Consider the following 20,585-nt stretch of genomic DNA (forward strand, 5'->3'; position numbering starts at 1 on the left):
ACGACAATGAGCGAGCGGAGCGAGCACGCAGCGGCAGGCCGCACCCCGGTCCCCGGCGCGCTCCCGACCGGAGGGTGGGCAGTGTGGCTCGACACGACCGGCTGTACCCGGAGCCGACTGGCGAGGTGCGCATGAGCCTGTCACTGCGCTTCGCCGCCGGATCGCACAAGGGCATGATCCGGGAGGGCAACGAGGACTCCGGTTACGCCGGCCCGCGCCTGCTCGCGATCGCCGACGGCATGGGCGGCCAGGCGGCCGGCGAGGTCGCCTCCTCCGAGGTCATCTCCGCCCTGGTCACGCTCGACGACGACGTGCCCGGCTCCGACATCCTCACCTCCCTCGGCCACGCCGTGCAGCGCGCCAACGACCAGCTTCGCGGCATGGTCGAGGAGGACCCCCAGCTCGAGGGCATGGGCACCACGCTCACCGCCCTGCTGTGGACCGGGCAGCGGCTCGGCCTGGTGCACGTCGGCGACTCGCGCGCGTACCTGCTCCGCGACGGCGTGCTCTCCCAGATCACCCAGGACCACACCTGGGTGCAGCGGCTCGTCGACGAGGGCCGGATCACCGAGGAAGAGGCCACCACCCACCCGCAGCGCTCCCTGCTGATGCGCGCCCTCGGCAGCGGCGACCACGTCGAGCCCGACCTGTCCATCCGCGAGGTCCGGGCCGGCGACCGCTACCTGATCTGCTCCGACGGCCTGTCCGGCGTCGTCTCCCACCAGACGATGGAGGAGACCCTCGCCAGCTACCAGGGCCCGCAGGAGACCGTGCAGGAGCTGATCCAGCTCGCGCTGCGCGGCGGCGGCCCGGACAACATCACCGTCATCGTCGCCGACGTCCTCGACCTGGACACCGGCGACACCCTCGCGGGACAGCTGTCCGACACCCCGGTCGTGGTCGGCGCCGTCGCCGAGAACCAGCACCACCTGCACGACAACGGGATCATGCAGACCCCGGCCGGCCGCGCCTCCCACCTCGGCCGCCAGGGCCACCCCGGTGGCGGCGGCGAGTTCGGCCCGCCCGGCTCCGGCGACACCACCGGCTACGCCCCCGCCGACGGCTACGGTGACTACACGGACGACGACTTCACCAAGCCGCGCAAGAACCGCAGGTGGCTGAAGAGATCGCTGTACAGCGTCCTCGCCCTCGCCGTCGTCGGCGGCGGCCTGTACGGCGGCTACCGCTGGACGCAGACCCAGTACTACGTCGGCACCAACGGCGAGCACGTCGCCCTGTACCGCGGCATCAGCCAGGACCTGGCCTGGGTGTCGCTGTCCAAGGTGGAGAAGGACCACCCCGAGATCGAACTCAAGTACCTGCCGCCCTACCAGCAGAAGCAGGTCAAGAACACGATCACGGCAGGCGGCCTCGACCAGGCCCGGGCGAAGATCGACGCCCTGTCCGTGCAGGCCTCCGCCTGCCGCAAGCAGGCCGAACGCGTGGCCGCCGACACCGAGAAGAACGCCAAGACGGGCGCGGGCGAGGCGGGAGGCACCACGGGAACCAACCAGGCCTCCTTCACGTCCAAGGCGTCACCCACGCCGAATCCGTCGGCGTCGTCGAAGTCCCCGACGTCCCCCTCGAAGTCCCCGACCGCCACGCCCAGCCCCGGCCCGAGCCTCTCCGAGAATGAGCAGAAGGTCGTCGATCAGTGCGGCAAGCAGTAAGCACGCCGTGAGAGGCCCTGTCACACGATGAGCAGTACTTCGAATACGCCGACGCACCACACGTCCACGATCGGCGCCATCGGCGCACCCAGCCGTCGCAACACCGAGCTGGCCCTGCTGGTCTTCGCCGTGATCATCCCGGTGTTCGCCTACGCCAACGTGGGCCTGGCCATCGACGGTTCGGTCCCGGCCGGCCTGCTCGGCTACGGCCTGGGCCTCGGCCTGCTGGCCGGCATCGCCCACGTCGTGGTGCGGAAGTTCGCCGCCTACGCCGACCCGCTGCTGCTGCCGCTCGCCACCCTGCTGAACGGCCTGGGCCTGGTGGTCATCTGGCGGCTGGACCAGTCCAAGCTGCTGCAGTCGCTGCGCGGCTTCTCGCCGTCCGCCCCCCGCCAGCTGCTCTACACCGCGCTGGGCATCGCCCTGTTCGCCGCCGTGCTGTTCTTCCTGAAGGACCACCGCGTCCTTCAGCGCTACACCTACATCTCGATGTTCTGCGCCCTGGTCCTGCTGATCCTGCCGCTGATCCCGGGCCTCGGCGCCAACATCTACGGCGCGAAGATCTGGATCCGCATTCCCGGCCTCGGCTCGCTCCAGCCCGGTGAGTTCGCGAAGATCGTCCTCGCCGTCTTCTTCGCCGGCTACCTGATGGTCAAGCGCGACGCCCTGGCCCTCGCCAGCCGCCGCTTCATGGGCCTCTACCTGCCGCGCGGCCGCGACCTCGGCCCGATCCTCGTCGTCTGGGCGATCTCGATCCTCATCCTCGTCTTCGAGACCGACCTCGGTACCTCGCTGCTGTTCTTCGGCATGTTCGTGATCATGCTGTACGTCGCCACCGAGCGGACGAGCTGGATCGTCTTCGGTCTGCTGATGTCCGCGGCCGGCGCCGTCGGTGTGGCGAGCTTCGAACCGCACATCCAGACCCGTGTCCAGGCATGGCTCAACCCGATGGGCGAGTACCGGCTCAGCCGCCAGATCACCCATGACGGCATCCTCCACTCCGACCAGCTCCAGCAGTCCCTGTGGGCGTTCGGCTCCGGCGGCACCCTCGGCACCGGCTGGGGTCAGGGCCACTCCGACCTGATCAAGTTCGCCGCCAACTCCGACTTCGTCCTCGCCACCTTCGGTGAGGAACTGGGCCTCGCGGGCGTCATGGCGATCCTGCTGATCTACGGCCTGATCGTGGAGCGCGGCATCCGCACCGCCCTCGCCGCCCGCGACCCGTTCGGCAAGCTGCTCGCCGTCGGCCTGTCCGGCGCCTTCGCCCTTCAGGTGTTCGTCGTGGCCGGCGGTGTCATGGGGCTCATCCCGCTGACCGGTATGACCATGCCGTTCCTGGCCTCCGGCGGTTCCTCCGTGCTGGCCAACTGGGCGCTGATCGCCATCCTGATCCGCGTCAGCGACACCGCCCGCCGCCCGGCGCCCGCCCCCGCCGCCAACCCCGACGCCGAGATGACCCAGGTGGTCCGCCCGTCATGAACAAACCCCTGCGCCGGATCGCGATCTTCTGCGGCCTGCTCGTCCTGGCCCTGCTGATCCGCGACAACTGGCTCCAGTACGTCAAGGCCGACCAGCTGCGCACCGACACGGCCAACCGCCGCGTGACCATCGAGCGGTACGCCAACCCGCGCGGCGACATCATCGTCGACGGCGACCCCATAACGGGCTCGGTCGAGGCCAAGAGCGGCGACTTCAAGTACAAGCGCACCTACAAGAACGGGCCCATGTGGGCCCCCGTCACCGGCTACTCCTCGCAGGCCTTCGGCGCCACCCAGCTGGAGAACATCGAGGACGGCATCCTCACCGGCAACGACGACCGGCTGTTCTTCCGCAAGACCCTCGACATGATCACCGGCAAGGACCAGCAGGGCGGCAACGTCGTCACCACGCTCAACGCCGCCGCGCAGAAGGCCGCGTACAACGGCCTGAGCTCCCAGGGCGGCAAGGGCGCCGTGGTGGCCCTCGAGCCCTCCACCGGCAAGATCCTCGCCCTGGCGTCCTACCCGTCGTACGACCCGTCGAGCTTCGCGGGCAACACGGACAAGGACTCCAAGGCCTGGAACAAGATCCTGAAGAAGAACAACCCGGCCGACCCGGCGCTCAACCGGGCGCTGCGCGAGACCTACCCGCCGGGCTCCACCTTCAAGGTGGTCACCGCGGCGGCCGCGCTGGAGAACGGGCTGTACAAGTCGGCCGACGAGAAGACGGACTCCCCGCTGCCCTACATCATGAAGGGCACCACCACCCCGCTGAAGAACGAGGGCAACCTCCCCTGCAAGGACGCCAACATGCGCGAGGCGCTGCGGGTGTCCTGCAACACCGTCTTCGGCAAGATCGGCGCCGACCTCGGCAACGACAAGATGCTGGAGGAGGCGAAGAAGTTCGGCTTCGACGCCGAGCAGTTCACCCCGGTCCGCTCCAGCGCCTCGGTGTTCTCCGACAACATGAACCCCTCGCAGACGGCGCTGTCCTCCATCGGCCAGTTCAACACCGCCGCCACCCCGCTGCAGATGGCCATGGTCGCCTCGGCCGTCGCCAACGACGGCAAGCTGATGAAGCCGTACATGGTCGACGAGCTGCAGTCCTCCAACCTCGACCCGGTCGCCAAGACCGACCCGGAGGAGCTGAGCCAGCCGCTGACCCCGCAGAACGCCCAGATCCTGCAGTCGATGATGGAGACCGTCGTCAAGAGCGGTACGGGTCAGCGGGCGCAGATCGGCGGCGGAGTGACCGTCGGCGGCAAGACCGGTACCGCCCAGCACGGCGTGGCGAACAGCGCGAACCCCTACGCGTGGTTCATCTCCTACGCCAAGCTCAGCGACAACAGCTCGCCGGTCGCCGTGGCCGTGGTGGTCGAGGACGAGAACGCCAACCGTGACGACATCTCCGGCGGCGGCCTGGCCGCCCCGATCGCGAAGAGCGTCATGGAGGCGGTCATCAACTCCAAGAAGTGAACCCGCTCACGTCCCCTCCACATCGTTGCACGTTGCGATACCGGTCCTGTATCGGGTTCCGGGCTTGGCCAGGGCACACGGAGCGAGCCGGGTACGGTAGGCCCGGACGGCAGCCTCCGGCCGCACACGACATGTGCGCGGCCGGGACCGACGGAGAGGGCTGGTAGGTAGCTATGGAAGAGCCGCGTCGCCTCGGCGGCCGGTACGAACTGGGCCAGGTGCTCGGCCGTGGTGGCATGGCGGAGGTCTACCTCGCGCATGACACCCGCCTCGGCCGCACGGTGGCGGTGAAGACGCTGCGCGCGGACCTCGCACGCGATCCGTCCTTCCAGGCCCGGTTCCGCCGGGAGGCCCAGTCGGCCGCCTCGCTCAACCATCCCGCGATCGTCGCGGTCTACGACACGGGCGAGGACTACATCGACGGGGTCTCGATCCCGTACATCGTCATGGAGTACGTCGACGGCTCCACGCTCCGTGAACTCCTCCACTCCGGCCGCAAGCTGCTGCCGGAGCGGTCCATGGAGATGACCATCGGCATCCTCCAGGGCCTGGAGTACGCCCACCGCAGCGGCATCGTCCACCGCGACATCAAGCCGGCCAACGTCATGCTGACCCGCAACGGCCAGGTCAAGGTGATGGACTTCGGCATCGCCCGCGCCATGGGCGACTCCGGTATGACGATGACCCAGACCGCGGCGGTCATCGGCACGGCCCAGTACCTCTCCCCGGAGCAGGCCAAGGGCGAGCAGGTCGACGCCCGCTCCGACCTGTACTCGACGGGCTGCCTCCTCTACGAGCTGCTGACCGTCCGGCCGCCCTTCGTCGGCGACTCCCCCGTGGCCGTGGCGTACCAGCACGTCCGCGAGGAGCCGCAGGCCCCCTCGGTCTTCGACCCCGAGATCACGCCCGAGATGGACGCCATCGTCCTCAAGGCACTGGTCAAGGACCCCAACTACCGCTACCAGTCGGCCGACGAGATGCGCGCCGACATCGAGGCCTGCCTCGACGGCCAGCCGGTCGCGGCGACGGCCGCGATGGGCGCGGTGGGGGCCGCGGGCTACGGCGGCTACCGCGACGACCAGGCGACGACCGCGCTGCGCTCGGACGCGGGAGCGGGTGCGACCACCATGCTCCCGCCGATGAACCCCGACGACGGCGGCTACGGCTACGACGAGCGCCCGGACCGCCGCCGCCAGCAGAAGAAGAACAACTCCTCGACGATCCTCCTGGTCGTCGCGGGCATTCTGGTGCTGGTGGGCGCGATCCTGATCGGGCAGTACATCTTCAGCGGCCACGACGGCGAGGGCGACACGTTCGCCGCCCCGACCTTCATCGGCAACAGCTACGGCACCGCCCAGAAGATGGCCGAGAACCGGGGCCTGCAACTGGCCGCGCCCACGCGGAAGCCCTGTGACAACCAGCCCAAGGGCAACGTCTGCTCGCAGGACCCGACGCCGGGCACGGACGTCAAGAAGGGCGACACCGTCAAGCTGGTGGTGTCCACGGGCGCGCCCAAGGTCACCGTCCCGGACATGCGCGGCATCCCGTACGACCAGGCCGAGTCGCAGCTGAAGGAGAAGGGCTTCGAGGTCGAGAAGAAGACCGAGGTCTCCGACCGGACGCCCGACGTGGTCATCGGCCAGGACCCGGAAGGCGGCACCAGCCGGCAGAAGGGCAGCACGATCACCCTGACGGTCGCCAGGGCCGAGGAGAAGATCGCGGTCCCGGACGTCACCGGCAAGACCTGTGACGAGGCCAAGGCCGAGCTGCAGTCCAAGGGCCTCGCCCCCAACGGAACCTGCAACGACACTCCCACCGACAACCCCGACGACGACGGCAAGGTCCTCTCGACCACCCCGGCGGCGGGCAGCGAGGTCGCCAAGAACACCCCGGTGGCGATCAACGTCGGCAAGGTGCAGAACCAGCAGGTGCAGGTCCCGAACGTCCAGGGCATGAAGCTCAAGGACGCCAGGAAGCTGATCGAGCAGAACGGTCTGAAGGTGGGCAACGTCACCCCCTCGCAGGACGACAACGCGATCGTCTTCACGGCGAACCCGGGCCAGGGAAGCACGGTCCAGCGCGGTTCGAACGTCGACCTGGTCACCGTCGGCGGCCAGAACGGCAACAACGGCGGAAACGACGGCGGCCCCAACTTCTTCGGCGGCGCCGGCGGCTGACGCCCAGCACGACGAGTGAGCCCCTGCCGGAACAGTCCGGCAGGGGCTCAGTCGTTCCCGGTCCTCACGGCGACGGGTCTCCTCGAAGGAGGCCGGTCACCTCAGCGCAGTTCCGCCGGTGGTGTCCGCTTGCTGTTCACCTTGTCCACGCGGACCAGTTCGCCCCACACCACGTACCGGTAGCGGGAGGTGTAGACGGGGGTGCAGGTGGTCAGCGTGATGTAGTGGCCCGGCTTCTTCCTGCCGGACTCCTCGGGGACCTGGGAGAGGACCTTGACGTTGTACTTCGAGGTCTCCGGGAGGATCGAGTAGACCTTGTAGACGTACCAGTCGTCCTTCGTCTCGAAGACGATCGGGTCGCCGTCCTTCAGCTTGTCGATGTTGTGGAACTTCGCCCCGTGGCCGTCCCGGTGGGCGGCGAGGGTGAAGTTGCCCTTCTTCCCGGTGGTGGGCAGGACGGCCTTGACGGGGTCCGTGTAGTAGCCGGCCACGCCGTCGTCGAGGATGTCCTCGTCGGTGCCCTTCTCCACCAGGACCGCGCCGTTGCGCATCGCCGGGACGTGCAGGAAGCCGATGCCGTCCTTGGTGTCCAGCGCGCCGGGACCCGTGTCGGTGGACCGGGCCCAGTGGTCGCGGACCCGGTCGGCCTGCCGGTCCGCCCTGCGGTCCGCTATGACGTTGGTCCACCACAGCGAGTAGACGACGAACAGCCCCATCACCACGCCCGCGGTGATGAGCAGTTCCCCGAAGAAGCTGACCGCCAGCGCTGCCCGGCCGGGACCGCGGCGGCCCGGGACGGGCGTCGCGCCGGACGCGTCCGTGTGGTCTTCGGTGTCGTCGGCGGTGGCTGCCACAGTCTTGTTGCCCCTACTCGATGAGCGCGTCCGGCTTGCCCTTGGTGCGCGGGCGTTCCTCGATCATCTTGCCCCAGACGATCAGCCGGTACTTGCTGGTGAACTCGGGTGTACAGGTGGTCAGGGTGATGTAGCGGCCCGGCCCGGTGAAACCGGAGCCCTTCGGGACCGGGTTCAGCACGCTGGTGTTGGACGGCGGGGTCACCGGCAGGGTCGAGGTCACCTTGTACACGAAGTACTCGTCCTGCGTCTCGACCACGACCGGATCACCGGGGACGAGCCGGTTGATGTACCGGAACGGCTCGCCGTGCGTGTTGCGGTGCGCCGCCAGTCCGAAGTTGCCCGTCTTCGCGTCCGGCATCGCCGTCTTCAGCGGGGCCTCGCCGTAGTGTCCGACCATGCCCTTGTCGAGGACGTTCTTGTTGCTGACGCCCTCGGCGATCGGCGCCACCACGTCCAGCTTGGGGATGTGGAGTATCGCGAAACCCTGCCCCGGTGCGAACACCCCGGGGGCCCGCTTGCCGCTCGCCCAGTCGTCCTGCAGCTGGTGCGTCTCGCTGCCCGCCTGCGCGTGCGCGCGGACGTTCGTCCACCAGAGCTGGTAGGTGACGAACAGCAGCATCAGCACGCCGGTGGTGATGAACACCTCGCCGATCACCCGGCTCGCGATGACCCCCGGACTCGCCTTGCGCAGCCGGGCCTGCCGCCGGGCCTCGACCCGGGACAGCGGCCGGCCGCTTCCCGGCTCCGCCGGGACCGCGGCCTCCCGGACCGCTCCGCCGTGACGCCCGCCGCGCCGCTTGGCGGCCTTCCTGCGGGCCGCGCGGCCACCCGGCGGGGTTCCGGGGGCGGAGGAGCCGGAAGAGGCTCCAGAGGCACGTGAGGCCCCGTTCTCGGGGCCCTGCGGCGGATCGGGGATGCGAAGCGCCATCGTCTCGTCGTCCAGGGCGGGCCGGTACGGCTCCGCCGGCGCCGACCTGGTGCCGTGCCGGTCCCCATGCGCACCGGAAGCCCCGTACGACTGATCCCCGTACGAGGCATCGGTCTCGCGCTCCGGGCGCAGCGCGGTCACGCCGTGGCCCTGCCCACCACCGGGGCGAGCCCCGCCGACCTCGCCACCGCGGCCTCGTCGCCGCACTCGGCCAGCCAGTTGGCCAGCATCCGGTGCCCGTGCTCGGTCAGCACCGACTCGGGATGGAACTGCACGCCCTCCACCGGCAGTTCGCGGTGCCGCAGGCCCATGATGATGCCATCGTGCGTGCGGGCCGTGACCTCGAGCTCCTCCGGCACGGTCGCGGGCTCCGCCGCCAGCGAGTGGTACCGGGTCGCCGTGAACGGCGAGGGCAGTCCGACGAAGACGCCCCGGCCCCCGTGCTCCACCAGCGAGGTCTTGCCGTGCAGCAGCTCCGGCGCCCGGTCCACCACACCGCCGTACGCCACCTGCATCGACTGCATGCCCAGGCACACCCCGAAGACGGGGACACCGGTCGCCGCGCAGTGCCGGACCATCTCCACGCACACGCCCGCCTGCTCCGGCGTGCCGGGGCCGGGCGAGAGCAGCACGCCGTCGAAGCCGTCCTGGGCGTGCGCGGTCGACACCTCGTCGTTGCGCAGCACCTCGCACTCGGCGCCGAGCTGGTACAGGTACTGGACCAGGTTGAAGACGAAGCTGTCGTAGTTGTCGACGACGAGAATCCGCGTGCTCACTGCTTGTCCACCGTCACATCGTTGAAGGGCAGCAGCGGTTCCGCCCAGGGGAAGACGTACTGGAAGAGGACGTAGACCACGGCCAGGACCATGACGAGCGAGACCAGCGCCCTGACCCACGTGTTCCCCGGCAGATGCCGCCAGATCCAGCCGTACATGCCGTCCCTTCCGTCTCACCACGGCACCGCCAACCCACGCCGTACGCCACCAGACTAACGGCGCGCAGCCCCCGGTTGGCCTGACTCGGCGGGCTGCGTGGTCAGTGCGGGGGACCACCCGGACGCGTGTACTGGGACGTACGGGAAAGGCGGCCGATCACCTCAACGCCGGCCGGAACGGCTCCGGCGCGCCACAGCCGCCTGCCGCGGGGCGCGGGCGGCTACGGCGCGGGCTGCGCGTAGTGCAGGTCCACGGTGCCCGAGTAGCCCGGCAGCGTCACCGTCCCGTCGTCGGTGACCTTCCAGCCGAGGCCGTAGACGTTGACGTACACCATGTACGTCTGGATCGCCTTGCTGGCGGCGAGCGCCTGCTGCAGCCGCTGCGGGTCGCCCACCGCGGTGATCTTGTACGGCGGCGAGTAGACGCGGCCCTGGAGGATCAGGGTGTTGCCGACACAGCGCACGGCGCTGGTGGAGATCAGCCGCTGGTCCATGACCTTGATCCCCTTGGCCCCGCCCTGCCACAGCGCGTTCACCACGGCCTGCAGGTCCTGCTGGTGGATGACCAGGTAGTCGGGCTGCGGCTCGGGGTAGCCGGGCAGCTTGGCGGTGGCGTTCGGCGGCGCGTCGTTCAGGGTGACGGTGACCGCCCTGCCCTTGACCTCCTGGGTGCCCGCGCTGCTCTCCAGGCCGCTCAGCTTCTCGTCCTGCGCCCGCGTGCTGCCGTCGTCGCCCTCGGCGAGCGACTCCACGTCGTCCCGCAGGGTGGCGTTGGACTCGTCGAGCTGCTTGTTCTTGTGGCTGCGCTCCTGGATCAGGTCGGACAGCTTGAGCAGGGAGGCGTCCTGCCGGATGTCGGTGCCCTTGGCCGTGTTGAAGCTGGTGAAGAAGATCAGCCCCGCCAGCGCGAACACGGCGACCGTGAGGATCCGCGCCGGACGCAGACGCGGCGTACGAACGGGTCCGGAACCCGTTGATCCCGTCCCGGGGGAGTCGGCAGAATTGCTCAACGTACCCTTATCTCCTTCGGCGCCGCGGAAGCACTACGCTAACGGACGCCCGGGGGAGCGCTAAGTGTCCCCTTGTACGCTGCCCCGGACCGACCCAGTTACCTGCGCGGCCACGCAGCGCATCGACAGGAGAGACCCTCGTGCCGAAGTCACGTATCCGCAAGAAGGCCGACTACACGCCGCCGCCCGCGAAGCAGGGGCAGGCCATCAAGCTCACCAACCGCGCCTGGGTCGCGCCGGTCATGCTGGCCATGTTCCTCATCGGCCTGGCCTGGATCGTCGTCTTCTACGTCACGGACGGCTCGCTGCCCATCGACAGCCTGGACAACTGGAACATCGTGGTCGGTTTCGGCTTCATCGCCGCCGGCTTCGGCGTCTCCACCCAGTGGAAGTAGCCAGGTCCGGGACAGCGCCGTCCGGGGTTGCCCACTGAGTTATCCACAGGATGCGCAGTCATCCACACCCTCCTGGGGAAAAGACTACGATCTGTGGATAACCCATCGGCCGTTGACGCCGGTGTGACTGCCCTACCGGCCCCCGTACAACCGTTCGCCCCCTGCCCGAGCTGCGAAAACGCATCCGAGCGGCAGGGGGCGCCGCCGTGGTCGCACAGTATGCACAAGATTCACCACACACTGTGGACAACGGTTCGACGTCAGGTGAGCTGAGCGGTTCTGACCAGCACCAGAACCACCACCACGACCAGTACGAGCGCACAGGTGCCGTACTGGATCAGCGACCGCCGTTCGCGCGGGGCGTGCACCATGGCGTACCCGGTGACGACGCCTGCGACCAGGCCGCCGATGTGGGCCTGCCAGGCGATACCGCCCCAGCCGAAGGTGATGATCAGGTTGATCACCAGCAGGGCGATGACCGGGCGCATGTCGTAGTTGAGCCGGCGCATCAGCACGGCCGTCGCCCCGAACAGCCCGAAGATCGCACCCGAGGCGCCGAGCGAGGCGGTGGAGGGTCCTTCGAGCAGGTACGTCAGGGCGCCTCCGGCCAGCCCGGAGACGAAGTACAGCGCCAGATAGCGGGCGCGGCCGAGAGCCGCTTCCAGCGGGCCGCCGATCCACCACAGGCTGAGCATGTTGAAGGCGATGTGCCAGATCGCCTGGTGCGTGAACATCGAGGTCACGAAGCGGTAGTACTCGCCGTCGGCGACGCCCATCGTCGCGTGGTACGGCTTCGGGGGCCACTCGCCGATGAGCACCAGGTCGTTGAGCAGCGAACTCTTGGCCTGGACCGCGAGGAACACGGCGACGTTGACCGCGATGAGGATCTTGGTGAGAAGCCGGGGGTCGGCCGTCACCGTGCCGCCCGCGACGGTGCGCGGGCGGGAGGCCGCCGGGTCGTGCCCGGTGCCCGAGCCCGTGCGGACGCAGTCGGGGCACTGGAAACCGACCGAGGCGCTGACCATGCACTCGGGGCAGATGGGGCGCTCGCAGCGGGTGCAGCGCACGCCGGTCTCGCGCTCCGGGTGCCGGTAGCACACGGGCGCGCTCCGGGCCTCGTGCGCGCTGCGGTCTGCGGCGTGGTCCATGAGCACCCCTTGCTGGTCGTGGGCCTTGTCCCGGCAGTACCCCGCCCCGCCCTTCCTTACGGACGAGCGGGGCGTTTGGTTCCCCGGGGCGGTGCCCGGCGGTGTGGGCGGGTCCTCCGCTCAGCTCGCGCGCTTGTGGATGACGACGGACTCGATGACGACGTCGTTGACCGGCCGGTCGTTCGGCTTGGTGGTGGGCACGGCCGCGATGGCGTCCACGACCTTCTGCCCGGCCGGGTCGCTGACCTCGCCGAAGATGGTGTGCTTGCGGTTCAGCCAGGTCGTCGGGGAGACGGTGATGAAGAACTGCGAGCCGTTGGTGCCCGGGCCGGCGTTGGCCATCGCGAGCAGGTAGGGCTTGTTGAAGGACAGGTCGGGGTGGAACTCGTCCTCGAACTCGTAGCCGGGGCCGCCGATGCCGCTGCCCAGCGGGTCGCCGCCCTGGATCATGAAGCCGCTGATCACCCGGTGGAAGACCGTGCCGTCGTAGAGCCGGTCGGTGCTCACGGCGCCGGTGCCCGGGTGCGTCCACTCGCGCTCGCCCTGTGCGAGTTCGACGAAGTTCCTGACGGTCTTCGGCGCGTGGTTCGGGAACAGCCGTACCTCGATGTCGCCGTGGTTGGTCTTCAGGGTGGCGTAGAGCTGCTCGGCCACGGTGTGCCTTCCGTTGTCCTCGTGTAACCCACAGATCCTCGCACGGTCCGTACGGGCGGCGCCCGGACGTGTCGAGTTCCGCGGAGAGGGAGCGCACGGCCGCGATTCGTGGCAGTGTCGTCGACAAGCCCCTCTTGCACCCATATGCCCGTCCGCGTGTGTCGCACTGGCTCCCGGCAGGCATGATCCGTAAAAGGGTGGAAAGTCGAATTACCGTACGCCACCGAGGAGGAGGAACCCGTGACCCGCATTGACAGCGTGCGCGCCGCGACCGGCTCGGCGAAGGACAGCGTGCTGCACGCCGCGGAAGTGGTGGCGCCCTACGCCGATACGGCCAAGGAGCGTGCCGCGTATTACGCGCAGGAGGCACGCGTACGGCTGGCGCCCGTGGTGTCGCAGGCCGCCGAACAGGCCCGCGAACAGTACGACGCCCGGCTCGCCCCGCGCCTGGAGCAGGCCCGTGCGCATGTTCCGCCGAAGGTGGACGCCGCCGCGCACGAGGCCGCCGTCCGTACCCGAAAGGCCGCCCGTCAGGCGGCCGTGTACTCACGTCCGAAGATCGAGCAGGCGGTGGCCGCGGCCGCGCCGGTGGCCGACGAGGCCGCCACGCGGGGCGCGGCGGCTCTGGCCGCGCTGCGCGGCCAGGTCACGGCGGAGGAGATCCGGAAGCTGGCGCGCAAGAACGAGCGGCGGCGCCGGACCGGCCGGGCCATGAAGGTGCTGACGGTGCTCGGTCTCGTGGCCGGCGGTGCGTTCGCGGCCTGGAAGTGGTGGGACAAGCAGGCCAACCCCGACTGGCTGGTCGAGCCGCCCGCCGCGACCGAGGTGCCGGAATCGGGCCTGAGCTCGGTGGACGGCAGCGGCTCCACGGTGCTGGACCCCGAGGTGCAGGCCAAGCAGGCGGAGGACGAGGCCACCGACGCCGACGACCAGGAGTGAGGCGGCGCTTCCTCATATTTTTGGAAACACCAGTGCTGGGAAACACCGGTGTGGGGCGGGCGGCCGCTTAGCCGCCCGCCCCACACCGGTGTTTCACGTGGAACCGAGCGCCCGAGCGTGTCGCCTTGCGCGCACGAGAAAGCCCCCCGACCGGCGTTTTCGCAGGTCGGGGGGCTTTTGTCGGAGTGGAGCCTAGGGGAGTCGAACCCCTGACATCCGCCATGCAAAGACGGCGCTCTACCAACTGAGCTAAGGCCCCGAAAACAAGCGTCCGGCCGGAAGAACTCGACCCGGGCGGGCGCCGGGGACCAGAGTACCGGGTCACCCCCCGTATCCCGCAAAAAGATTGGGGGTCCCGGCGCCTGACCACTCTCCGTAGGATGCTCGACGTGGTTCGCTACAGCGAACCGCGGTTTCAGGGGAAGCGATGGGGAGACGCAATGGACGCCGCACAGCAGGAAGCCACCGCGAGAGCGCGGGAGCTGCAGCGGAACTGGTACGGGGAGCCGCTGGGGGCGCTCTTCCGTAAGCTCATCGACGATCTCGGGCTCAACCAGGCCCGGCTCGCGGCGGTGCTGGGCCTGTCGGCGCCGATGCTGTCGCAGCTGATGAGCGGCCAGCGCGCGAAGATCGGCAATCCCGCCGTGGTCCAGCGGGTGCAGCTGCTGCAGGAGCTGGCTGCGCTGGTCGCGGACGGCAGCGTCAGCGCGGCCGAGGCGACCGAGCGGATGGACGAGATCAAGAAGTCCCAGGGGGGCTCGGTGCTGAGCAACACCACGCAGACGACGAACGGTTCGGGTGCGCCGACGGTGAAGCGCGTGGTGCGCGAGATCCAGTCGCTGCTGCGCTCGGTGGCCGCCGCAGGCGACATAATCGAGGCCGCCGACAGCCTCGCCCTGACCCACCCCGAGCTGGCAGAGTTCCTCCGGGTCTACGGGGCCGGCCGTACCTCCGACGCGGTCGCGCACTACCAGTCCCACCAGAACTGATCCCACGGCCCGGTCTTCGGAGGGGGTCCGGGACCGGGCCGGGCGGATCTCGGGGTGGTCGCAGAGGGACGACCGTTTCCCGGCGGGGCCGGGGTCGTATCACTCATCCAGGGGACTGGGGGGAGGAGCGGCGGACTGTCATGGGCGAGGTCTTCGCCGGCCGGTACGAGCTGGCCGACCCGATCGGGCGTGGCGGTGTGGGCGCCGTCTGGCGCGCCTGGGACCACCGGCGCCGGCGTTACGTGGCCGCCAAGGTGCTCCAGCAGCGTGACGCCCATTCCCTGCTGCGCTTCGTCCGCGAGCAGGCCCTCCGTATCGATCATCCGCATGTCCTCGCCCCGGCGAGCTGGGCCGCCGACGACGACAAGGTCCTGTTCACCATGGACCTGGTCGGGGGCGGCTCACTGGTCCACCTCGTCGGTGACTACGGTCCGCTGCCGCCGGGCTTCGTGTGCACACTGCTGGACCAGCTCCTGTCCGGCCTCGCCGCGGTGCACGCGGAAGGCGTCGTGCACCGCGACATCAAGCCCGCGAACGTCCTGCTGGAGGCCACGGGGACGGGCCGGCCCCGGCTGCGGCTGTCCGACTTCGGCATCGCGATGCGGTTCGGCGAGCCGCGCCTGACGGAGACCAACCTCGTGGTGGGAACGCCCGGTTATCTGGCGCCCGAGCAACTCCTCGGTTCCGAGCCGGACTTCCCCGCCGATCTGTTCGCCGCGGGCCTGGTCGCCCTGTATCTGCTGGAGGGCGCCAAACCGGACGCCAAGGCGCTGGTGCAGTACTTCGCGGAGCACGGAACACCCGGTCCACCCAGGGGAGTTCCGGAGCCGCTCTGGCAGGTCGTCGCCACTTTGCTCCAGCCCGATCCGGCGGCCCGTTTCCGCACCGCCACGGGGGCGCGCAAGGCGCTCGCCTCCGCCGTCGAGCTGCTTCCCGAGCCCGGCCCGGACGACGAGCTGATCGAGATCTTCGACCAACTCGGCCCGCTGCCGCCCGGGTTCGGCCCCGACGGCCCGCTGGAACCCGCCTCCGGGATACGGGTACGCCCGGCACAGGCGGCCACGGACAGGCACGCCGGTACCGGGACGGGTGCCGGTACCGGCGGCACGGGGAGCACCGGTGCGGAGCGCTCCGTCACCGGCTCGATGTCGGACACCGGCAGCTTCCACCTCCCGCCCCCGCAGCCGACGCCGAGCCCACAGCCGTACGCCGGGCTCGCGGGTCAGCCGGCTCCCCCGTCGCCGGGTGAGGACGGGCGCCCGGCCGGGCACACCCCGACTCCCGCCACCGAGCCCGCGCCCCACGCCCCGCGCACCCAAGCGCCCCAGCCGCAGCCCTCCCCCGAGGCCCACGCCCACGCCACCTGGCGTCCCGCACCGCAGGCCCCGGCGGCCCACGTGGCGCAGCAGGCTCCCACGCCCCCGGCGGCCCCGGGGGTCTTCGCGCCGCCGGTCCCGTGGGCTCAGCCGCGCACCGACTCCTCCACCGCCTCGTACACCGCCCAGGCCCCGCGCGTTCCCCAGCCCGACCGGGCGCCCGGCCCCGCAGCGGTCTCCGGGGGCATGCCCGGAGCCCTACCCGCCTCCGTACCGGCCGCCGGGCCCCCAGCCGGGCCCGCCGCCGGGCCCCCAGCCGGACACGCCTCCGGACCCGCCGACGGCCGCACGGCCGGGCCCATGGCCGGGCGTACGGCCGGGCACGGTCGCCGGGCGCGGCGTGGGGTCCGGCGCCCCGGTCCCCCGGCGAAGGCGGCGATCCCGATCCTGCTGCTGGCGCTGGCCTGCTACGCGGTGGGTTTCTGGGCGCTGGCCCGCGTCTGAGCCCGCCGGGCCGCCACCGTCCACCCGCCCAGCACCAGCAGCAGCACGGTCCCGGCGCCGATGCCGCCGCCCGCGAGAACCTTCATGCCGACGCCGCCGCCCCCCGCGTTCCCGGTCACCGCGGCCTCCCGGTCCCGCTCCGTGACGGTGAAGACGTCCCGCGGCTCTGGCCGGCCGTCGTACCGGGGCCCGTCGTGGGCCGGGCCGTCGACCCGTACCCGCAGTGTCACGTGGAACGGGCCCGTTCCGAAGGTGTCCGCCATCTTCTGGCTGAGGTGCAGCACGAGGTAGTAGTCGCCGGCGAAGCGCATCGCGTTCTCCCCGGTGAGGACGGCGTACCGGTTGGCGTACTCCACGGGCGGCAGCGGATCGAGCGCCGCTGACCTGCGGTTGCCGGTGTATCCGAGGGAGGCACCGTCGACGTATCCCCGCACGGGGCTGTAGAGGGACAGGTTCAGGGCGCCGCCGACGTAGCCGTGGCCGTTGGTGGCGGCGTCCAGTTCGGCGACGGCGTGCAGCCGGCGGCCCCAGTCGACCGGGACCTTGTAGAAGAGGGTCCCGCCGGGTGCGATGCCGGTCCGCCAGACCCCTTGGCCCAGCGGGCGGGCGGAGGTGAAGCCGGCCCCTCCGGTGCGGTCCCGGGGGTCGCCGGTGAGCGGCTCGGGGGAGGCGGGGTCCCGGTTCCGCGGTGCGGTGGTGGGCCCGGCCGCGGCCAGGCCGGGTTCGGTGACGGGCGCGATCTCCAGGTCCCAGGCGGGGGCCGGGGACGTCGTGCCGTTCGCCGGGCCGCCGGCGGCGAGGCGTTCGACGAGGAGGTAGTAGGCGCCGGCGCCCTGGCACAGCGAGCGGCCGGTCTGCCGTTGCCCCAGGGCCGTCAGCGGGCGGGCGCTGAGGCCCGCGCCGAAGAGCGCGGAGGCGGTGGAGCAGCGGGTGCCGCGCGCGTCCTCCAGGGACACCCGGATGCCGTCGGTGGCGTTGCCGGTGGTGCCGGCGGGAGGTACGGCGGTGACCGGGGCGTAGCCCGACTCGGCGGCGGTGAGGTCGAGGCGGTAGGTGAGCGTGCCGCTGCCCGGCAGGGAGTCGCGGTAGACGCGGCCCGCCTCCAGCAGCGGTGCGCCCGCGGTGCCCTTCGCGCCCGTGACGGACCGGCCGGCCGGGTCGAAGGCGTAGGAGTCCCGGGCCCCGGCCGCCGTCGCGGGTCCGCCCGGCAGCGCGGCCACGGCGCACAGCACGGCCGTCACGACGCCCGCCCCCGCCACGGCACCCGGCGGCCGGTCACCGGCCCGCCACCACGTCGTACGCCCTCGCCCCCGCACGTGCCGCTCCCTCACGTTCGCACCCGCGCACCCGGCCGGGGCTCATCCTGCCCCGAGCACCCCTGCGCCATCCGGGGAATCGGTGCGCCCGTCCGAAACGCCCGTACCGCCGGACCCGGCGCCACGGGCCCACTTGGGAACGCGTACACCACCGCTCAGGGACCGGCAACCCGAGCGGGAGGACCGGAACGGCGGACGGCGGGCCGCGGAGACGAGGGAAGGCCGGGGCCGCGGCGCCCCGTGCCCGCCCGGACAACACAAAACCCCGACCGCGAGGGCGGTCGGGGTCTGATCAGATTCTGAATCGGCACTCACGAACCCGTGGGCACGGAGTCAGTCGCCTCCGTCCACAGGTCCTGCTCGGCGCGATCCGCCTGGATCTGGCGGTACACGAGGAGCCCGCCGATGGCGGCCAGTGCGACCAGGAGCAGCTTCTTCACCGCGCGACCTCGTCTTTCCTTGACGGTAGGGGACCTCTGGCGCCCGACTATACACACCGGCCGATATCGATCGGTGACCTGTGTGGGGCCCCAACTCCCGTCCCCGACCACGCGATAGGGCAGGTCGGCTATGTCGTCGCCGGAGGGTGATCACGCCCGCACGGACGGTCACTTTTCTCGTGTTTCGCGCGACCTCGCCCGGTTTCGGGAGTTTTCAGGCTCTCTTACGTCCATCCGAGTGGTGTTGATCAGAACATCGCCGCGCCACGGCCGTGGGTCCACCACTTCGCGTCGCCGATACACATCATGAGGAAAGTACGCAAATCGCCCAACCCGAAAGTGAGGGGCCATGACCAAGAACAACAAGGTCGTGCAGCTGTGGACCGCCATCGTCACCGCCTTCCTCGCGCTGTGCACGGCGCTCGGACTCGTCACCGCGACCACCGCCCCCGCGGCGGCCGCACCCCGTACCGAGACGCCGCAGGAGCGCACCGCGGAACGGACCGTCCCGACGAGTCCGATGGCGAACCACCACTGGCTCCTGGCCCATGCCAGGGCCCTGCCCCCCACGATGAAGCAGCGCATCAGGGCCGAGGCCCACGGAAAGTCCCCGAGCTGCCGGCACCGCCCCCTCACCGAGACCGAAGCGGAGACGGACCCGGCACTGCAGTCCACAGCCCCGCTGAACTGCTGAATCCTCCGTAGTACGCAGAACGCAGACGTTTCGACACCAGGGCGACTTGCGTACGCATCAGTCGACACGGACAGACCCCCGGCCGGGCTCGGCCGGGGGTCTCGCGGTGCCCGGAAAGGCCGCGCGACGCCGCGACCGGCTCGTCAGCCCCGACTCTCCGCCGTAGCCTGGGCCGATCCCCGGGGTCGCGGGCCTCAAGCCGCCCGGCGGCCGTTCGAGGACCGCGTCCCGTCACACGCCCCACGTGCCCGGAAAGGTGGTGGATGCCGCCGTGCCCCGGCGCGTCACCGTTGTCACCGCTGTCCACGCCCCGTCCGCCCGCTTCCTGCCGGACGCCTACGAGTCCCTGCGCGAGCAGCGGCTGCCGGACGGCTGGGAGTGGCAGTGGCTGGTACAGGAGGACGGCCACAGCGACGGGGTGCGCCCGTACCTGCCGGACGACGCGCGGGTCAGTTTCCGTCAGGGGCGGCCGGGCGGCCCCGGTGTGGCCCGCACGATCGCGCTGGCGCGCGCGGACGGCGCGTACGTGAAGGTCCTGGACGCCGACGACCGGCTCACGCCCGGCGCGCTCGCCCGTGACCTGGCCGTCCTGGAGGCCGACCGCACGATCGGCTGGACCACCTCACGCACGCTCGACCTGCTCCCCGACGGCTCCACGGCCGGCTTCCCCGGTGATCCGGACGAAGGCCCCGTCGAGCGCGGCGCCGTGCTGCGTCACTGGAAGGAGCACGGGTTCCGGGCCCAGGTCCATCCGGCCTCGCTCTGCGTCCGCCGGGACCTGCTGACGGCCCTCGGCGGCTGGATGGCGCTGCCCGCCTCCGAGGACACCGGCCTGCTGCTGGCGCTGAACGCGGTCAGCCGCGGCTGGTTCATCGGGGAGGCCGGGCTGCTGTACCGGAAGTGGGAGGGGCAGGTGACCGGTCAGGCCGCGCACACCGACCCGGCCGAGCGGAACGCCCGCATGGCGGTGGCGGAGGCCCGGGCGCGGGCGCTGGCGGACCTCGGCTGGGCCTTCCCGGCCGGCCGGTGATCCCCGGCCGGCCGTGTCGTTCACGTGAGCACGACGGCCTGGGACGGGCACCTCTCGGCCGCTTCGCGCACCCGCGGGTCGTCCCCGGCGTCCTCCTGGCCGGGCCGGACCACGCCGTACCCGTCCTCGAACGCGAACACGGACGGGGCGCGGTGCGCGCACTCTGCGGAGCCGTAGCACACGGCTCGGTCCACGGAGACCTTCATGCGTCCTCCAGCCGTACGGGACCCCGGCGCCCTCCCGGGCCGGCCGGCGGTCGGTGACCGATCTGCCAGGACGTGACTGCCCGCTCCGGCCGCCCGGTGAACCGCCGCCGCGTACCCGGCCCGTCCGGCACCGGTCCCTCCCCTCGTGGGGACCGGTACCGAACGGATCGGGTGGCGTCGCCCGCACCGTGTCGGCGTATCGGCGCGGGACGAGGTGTCGGGTCCGGCAGTTCCGTCGTGTCGTCGGGTCCTGCCGCGCCCGGCGGGCACTTTGGCCGAGATCGTTCGCCACCTCGGGCCGTCCTCCGGGGTACTGGGCCGGTGGCCTGTCCGGACCGAGTGTGACGATTCCGCTACCGCGTCGTGATCCTGCCATTTCCGGCCCCGTACGAGGAGGCACCGGACCCCGATCGAGGGCTTAGCC

Annotated in this window: 20 protein-coding genes and 1 tRNA gene; 10 read left to right on the forward strand and 11 right to left on the reverse strand. The window is 70.9% G+C overall.

Going from position 1 to position 20,585, the window contains the following annotated elements; all coding sequences use genetic code 11:
* Positions 1-131 precede the first annotated feature (131 nt).
* The 4 genes from TNCT1_RS08795 (at position 132) to pknB (ending at position 6,801) form a co-directional block, all read left to right on the forward strand.
* Positions 132-1,670: a Stp1/IreP family PP2C-type Ser/Thr phosphatase gene (locus TNCT1_RS08795; RefSeq protein WP_174266215.1), complete on the forward strand. Its 1,539-nt coding sequence runs from the start codon at positions 132-134 to the stop codon at positions 1,668-1,670.
* 27 nt (positions 1,671-1,697) lie between these two features.
* Positions 1,698-3,149, forward strand: coding sequence for an FtsW/RodA/SpoVE family cell cycle protein (locus TNCT1_RS08800; protein WP_143630157.1), 1,452 nt, complete (start codon positions 1,698-1,700; stop codon positions 3,147-3,149).
* Entirely contained in the window at positions 3,146-4,624 is a 1,479-nt protein-coding gene (locus TNCT1_RS08805; protein WP_143630158.1) for a penicillin-binding transpeptidase domain-containing protein, read from the forward strand. The genes TNCT1_RS08800 and TNCT1_RS08805 overlap by 4 nt, the downstream gene beginning before the upstream one ends.
* 173 nt (positions 4,625-4,797) lie before the next feature.
* Positions 4,798-6,801 carry a Stk1 family PASTA domain-containing Ser/Thr kinase gene (gene pknB, locus TNCT1_RS08815; protein ID WP_143630160.1) on the forward strand — a complete coding sequence of 668 codons (2,004 nt, stop codon included), beginning with the start codon at positions 4,798-4,800 and terminating at the stop codon, positions 6,799-6,801.
* Positions 6,802-6,902: 101 nt separating this feature from the next.
* Here pknB and TNCT1_RS08820 read toward each other — a convergent pair whose 3' ends face one another.
* The 5 genes from TNCT1_RS08820 to TNCT1_RS08840 form a co-directional block, all read right to left on the reverse strand.
* Positions 6,903-7,655 (reverse strand): class E sortase, encoded by a 753-nt coding sequence (locus TNCT1_RS08820; RefSeq protein WP_143630163.1) that lies wholly within the window; start codon positions 7,653-7,655, stop codon positions 6,903-6,905.
* Positions 7,656-7,668: 13 nt separating this feature from the next.
* Complete coding sequence (locus TNCT1_RS08825; RefSeq protein ID WP_174266199.1) at positions 7,669-8,727, reverse strand: class E sortase; 1,059 nt, start codon at positions 8,725-8,727, stop codon at positions 7,669-7,671.
* Positions 8,724-9,362 (reverse strand): aminodeoxychorismate/anthranilate synthase component II, encoded by a 639-nt coding sequence (locus tag TNCT1_RS08830; protein ID WP_143630165.1) that lies wholly within the window; start codon positions 9,360-9,362, stop codon positions 8,724-8,726. Before TNCT1_RS08830 ends, TNCT1_RS08825 begins: the two co-directional genes overlap by 4 nt.
* Positions 9,359-9,520 carry a hypothetical protein gene (locus tag TNCT1_RS08835; protein ID WP_143630167.1) on the reverse strand — a complete coding sequence of 54 codons (162 nt, stop codon included), beginning with the start codon at positions 9,518-9,520 and terminating at the stop codon, positions 9,359-9,361. Before TNCT1_RS08835 ends, TNCT1_RS08830 begins: the two co-directional genes overlap by 4 nt.
* A gap of 221 nt (positions 9,521-9,741) precedes the next feature.
* Positions 9,742-10,530, reverse strand: coding sequence for a DUF881 domain-containing protein (locus TNCT1_RS08840; RefSeq protein ID WP_143630169.1), 789 nt, complete (start codon positions 10,528-10,530; stop codon positions 9,742-9,744).
* Between the two features lie 140 nt (positions 10,531-10,670).
* Between TNCT1_RS08840 and crgA the strand changes: the two genes are divergently transcribed.
* Positions 10,671-10,925: a cell division protein CrgA gene (gene crgA, locus TNCT1_RS08845; RefSeq protein ID WP_143630171.1), complete on the forward strand. Its 255-nt coding sequence runs from the start codon at positions 10,671-10,673 to the stop codon at positions 10,923-10,925.
* A gap of 260 nt (positions 10,926-11,185) precedes the next feature.
* Here the strand turns inward: crgA and TNCT1_RS08850 are convergent, their stop codons facing one another.
* Entirely contained in the window at positions 11,186-12,073 is an 888-nt protein-coding gene (locus TNCT1_RS08850; protein ID WP_143630174.1) for a rhomboid family intramembrane serine protease, read from the reverse strand.
* 120 nt (positions 12,074-12,193) lie between these two features.
* The gene (locus tag TNCT1_RS08855) at positions 12,194-12,727 is read right to left on the reverse strand and encodes a peptidylprolyl isomerase (protein ID WP_143630175.1); all 534 of its coding nucleotides are present in this window, start codon (positions 12,725-12,727) and stop codon (positions 12,194-12,196) included.
* A gap of 240 nt (positions 12,728-12,967) precedes the next feature.
* On the opposite strand from TNCT1_RS08855, the gene TNCT1_RS08860 reads away from it, so the two are divergent.
* Positions 12,968-13,666, forward strand: a complete 699-nt coding sequence (locus TNCT1_RS08860; RefSeq protein WP_143630177.1) for a DUF5324 family protein — start codon at positions 12,968-12,970, stop codon at positions 13,664-13,666.
* Between the two features lie 186 nt (positions 13,667-13,852).
* Here TNCT1_RS08860 and TNCT1_RS08865 read toward each other — a convergent pair.
* Positions 13,853-13,925: transfer RNA gene (locus tag TNCT1_RS08865), tRNA-Ala, on the reverse strand.
* Positions 13,926-14,106: 181 nt separating this feature from the next.
* On the opposite strand from TNCT1_RS08865, the gene TNCT1_RS08870 reads away from it, so the two are divergent.
* Both TNCT1_RS08870 and TNCT1_RS08875 read left to right on the forward strand, forming a co-directional pair.
* Positions 14,107-14,655, forward strand: coding sequence for a DNA-binding protein (locus tag TNCT1_RS08870; RefSeq protein WP_143630179.1), 549 nt, complete (start codon positions 14,107-14,109; stop codon positions 14,653-14,655).
* A gap of 140 nt (positions 14,656-14,795) precedes the next feature.
* Positions 14,796-16,475, forward strand: coding sequence for a serine/threonine-protein kinase (locus TNCT1_RS08875; protein ID WP_143630181.1), 1,680 nt, complete (start codon positions 14,796-14,798; stop codon positions 16,473-16,475).
* Here TNCT1_RS08875 and TNCT1_RS08880 read toward each other — a convergent pair.
* Together TNCT1_RS08880 and TNCT1_RS35965 are read right to left on the reverse strand one after the other, a co-directional pair.
* Complete coding sequence (locus TNCT1_RS08880; protein ID WP_235902436.1) at positions 16,439-17,791, reverse strand: hypothetical protein; 1,353 nt, start codon at positions 17,789-17,791, stop codon at positions 16,439-16,441. The two genes, TNCT1_RS08875 and TNCT1_RS08880, sit on opposite strands and share 37 nt — an antisense overlap.
* A 311-nt stretch (positions 17,792-18,102) precedes the next feature.
* Complete coding sequence (locus tag TNCT1_RS35965; RefSeq protein WP_003999697.1) at positions 18,103-18,231, reverse strand: DLW-39 family protein; 129 nt, start codon at positions 18,229-18,231, stop codon at positions 18,103-18,105.
* Positions 18,232-18,580: 349 nt separating this feature from the next.
* Between TNCT1_RS35965 and TNCT1_RS08890 the strand changes: the two genes are divergently transcribed.
* Positions 18,581-18,925, forward strand: a complete 345-nt coding sequence (locus TNCT1_RS08890) for a DUF6344 domain-containing protein (RefSeq protein ID WP_143630182.1) — start codon at positions 18,581-18,583, stop codon at positions 18,923-18,925.
* Positions 18,926-19,196: 271 nt separating this feature from the next.
* Positions 19,197-19,955, forward strand: coding sequence for a glycosyltransferase (locus tag TNCT1_RS08895; RefSeq protein WP_143630452.1), 759 nt, complete (start codon positions 19,197-19,199; stop codon positions 19,953-19,955).
* Positions 19,956-19,975: 20 nt separating this feature from the next.
* On the opposite strand, the gene TNCT1_RS08900 is transcribed toward TNCT1_RS08895, so the two are convergent.
* A complete protein-coding gene (locus TNCT1_RS08900; protein WP_143630184.1) occupies positions 19,976-20,161 on the reverse strand; it encodes a ferredoxin in 186 nt (61 codons plus the stop codon).
* Positions 20,162-20,585 lie beyond the last annotated feature (424 nt).

Origin of the sequence: Streptomyces sp. 1-11 (assembly GCF_007176755.1) — a bacterium.
Classification (GTDB): domain Bacteria; phylum Actinomycetota; class Actinomycetes; order Streptomycetales; family Streptomycetaceae; genus Streptomyces.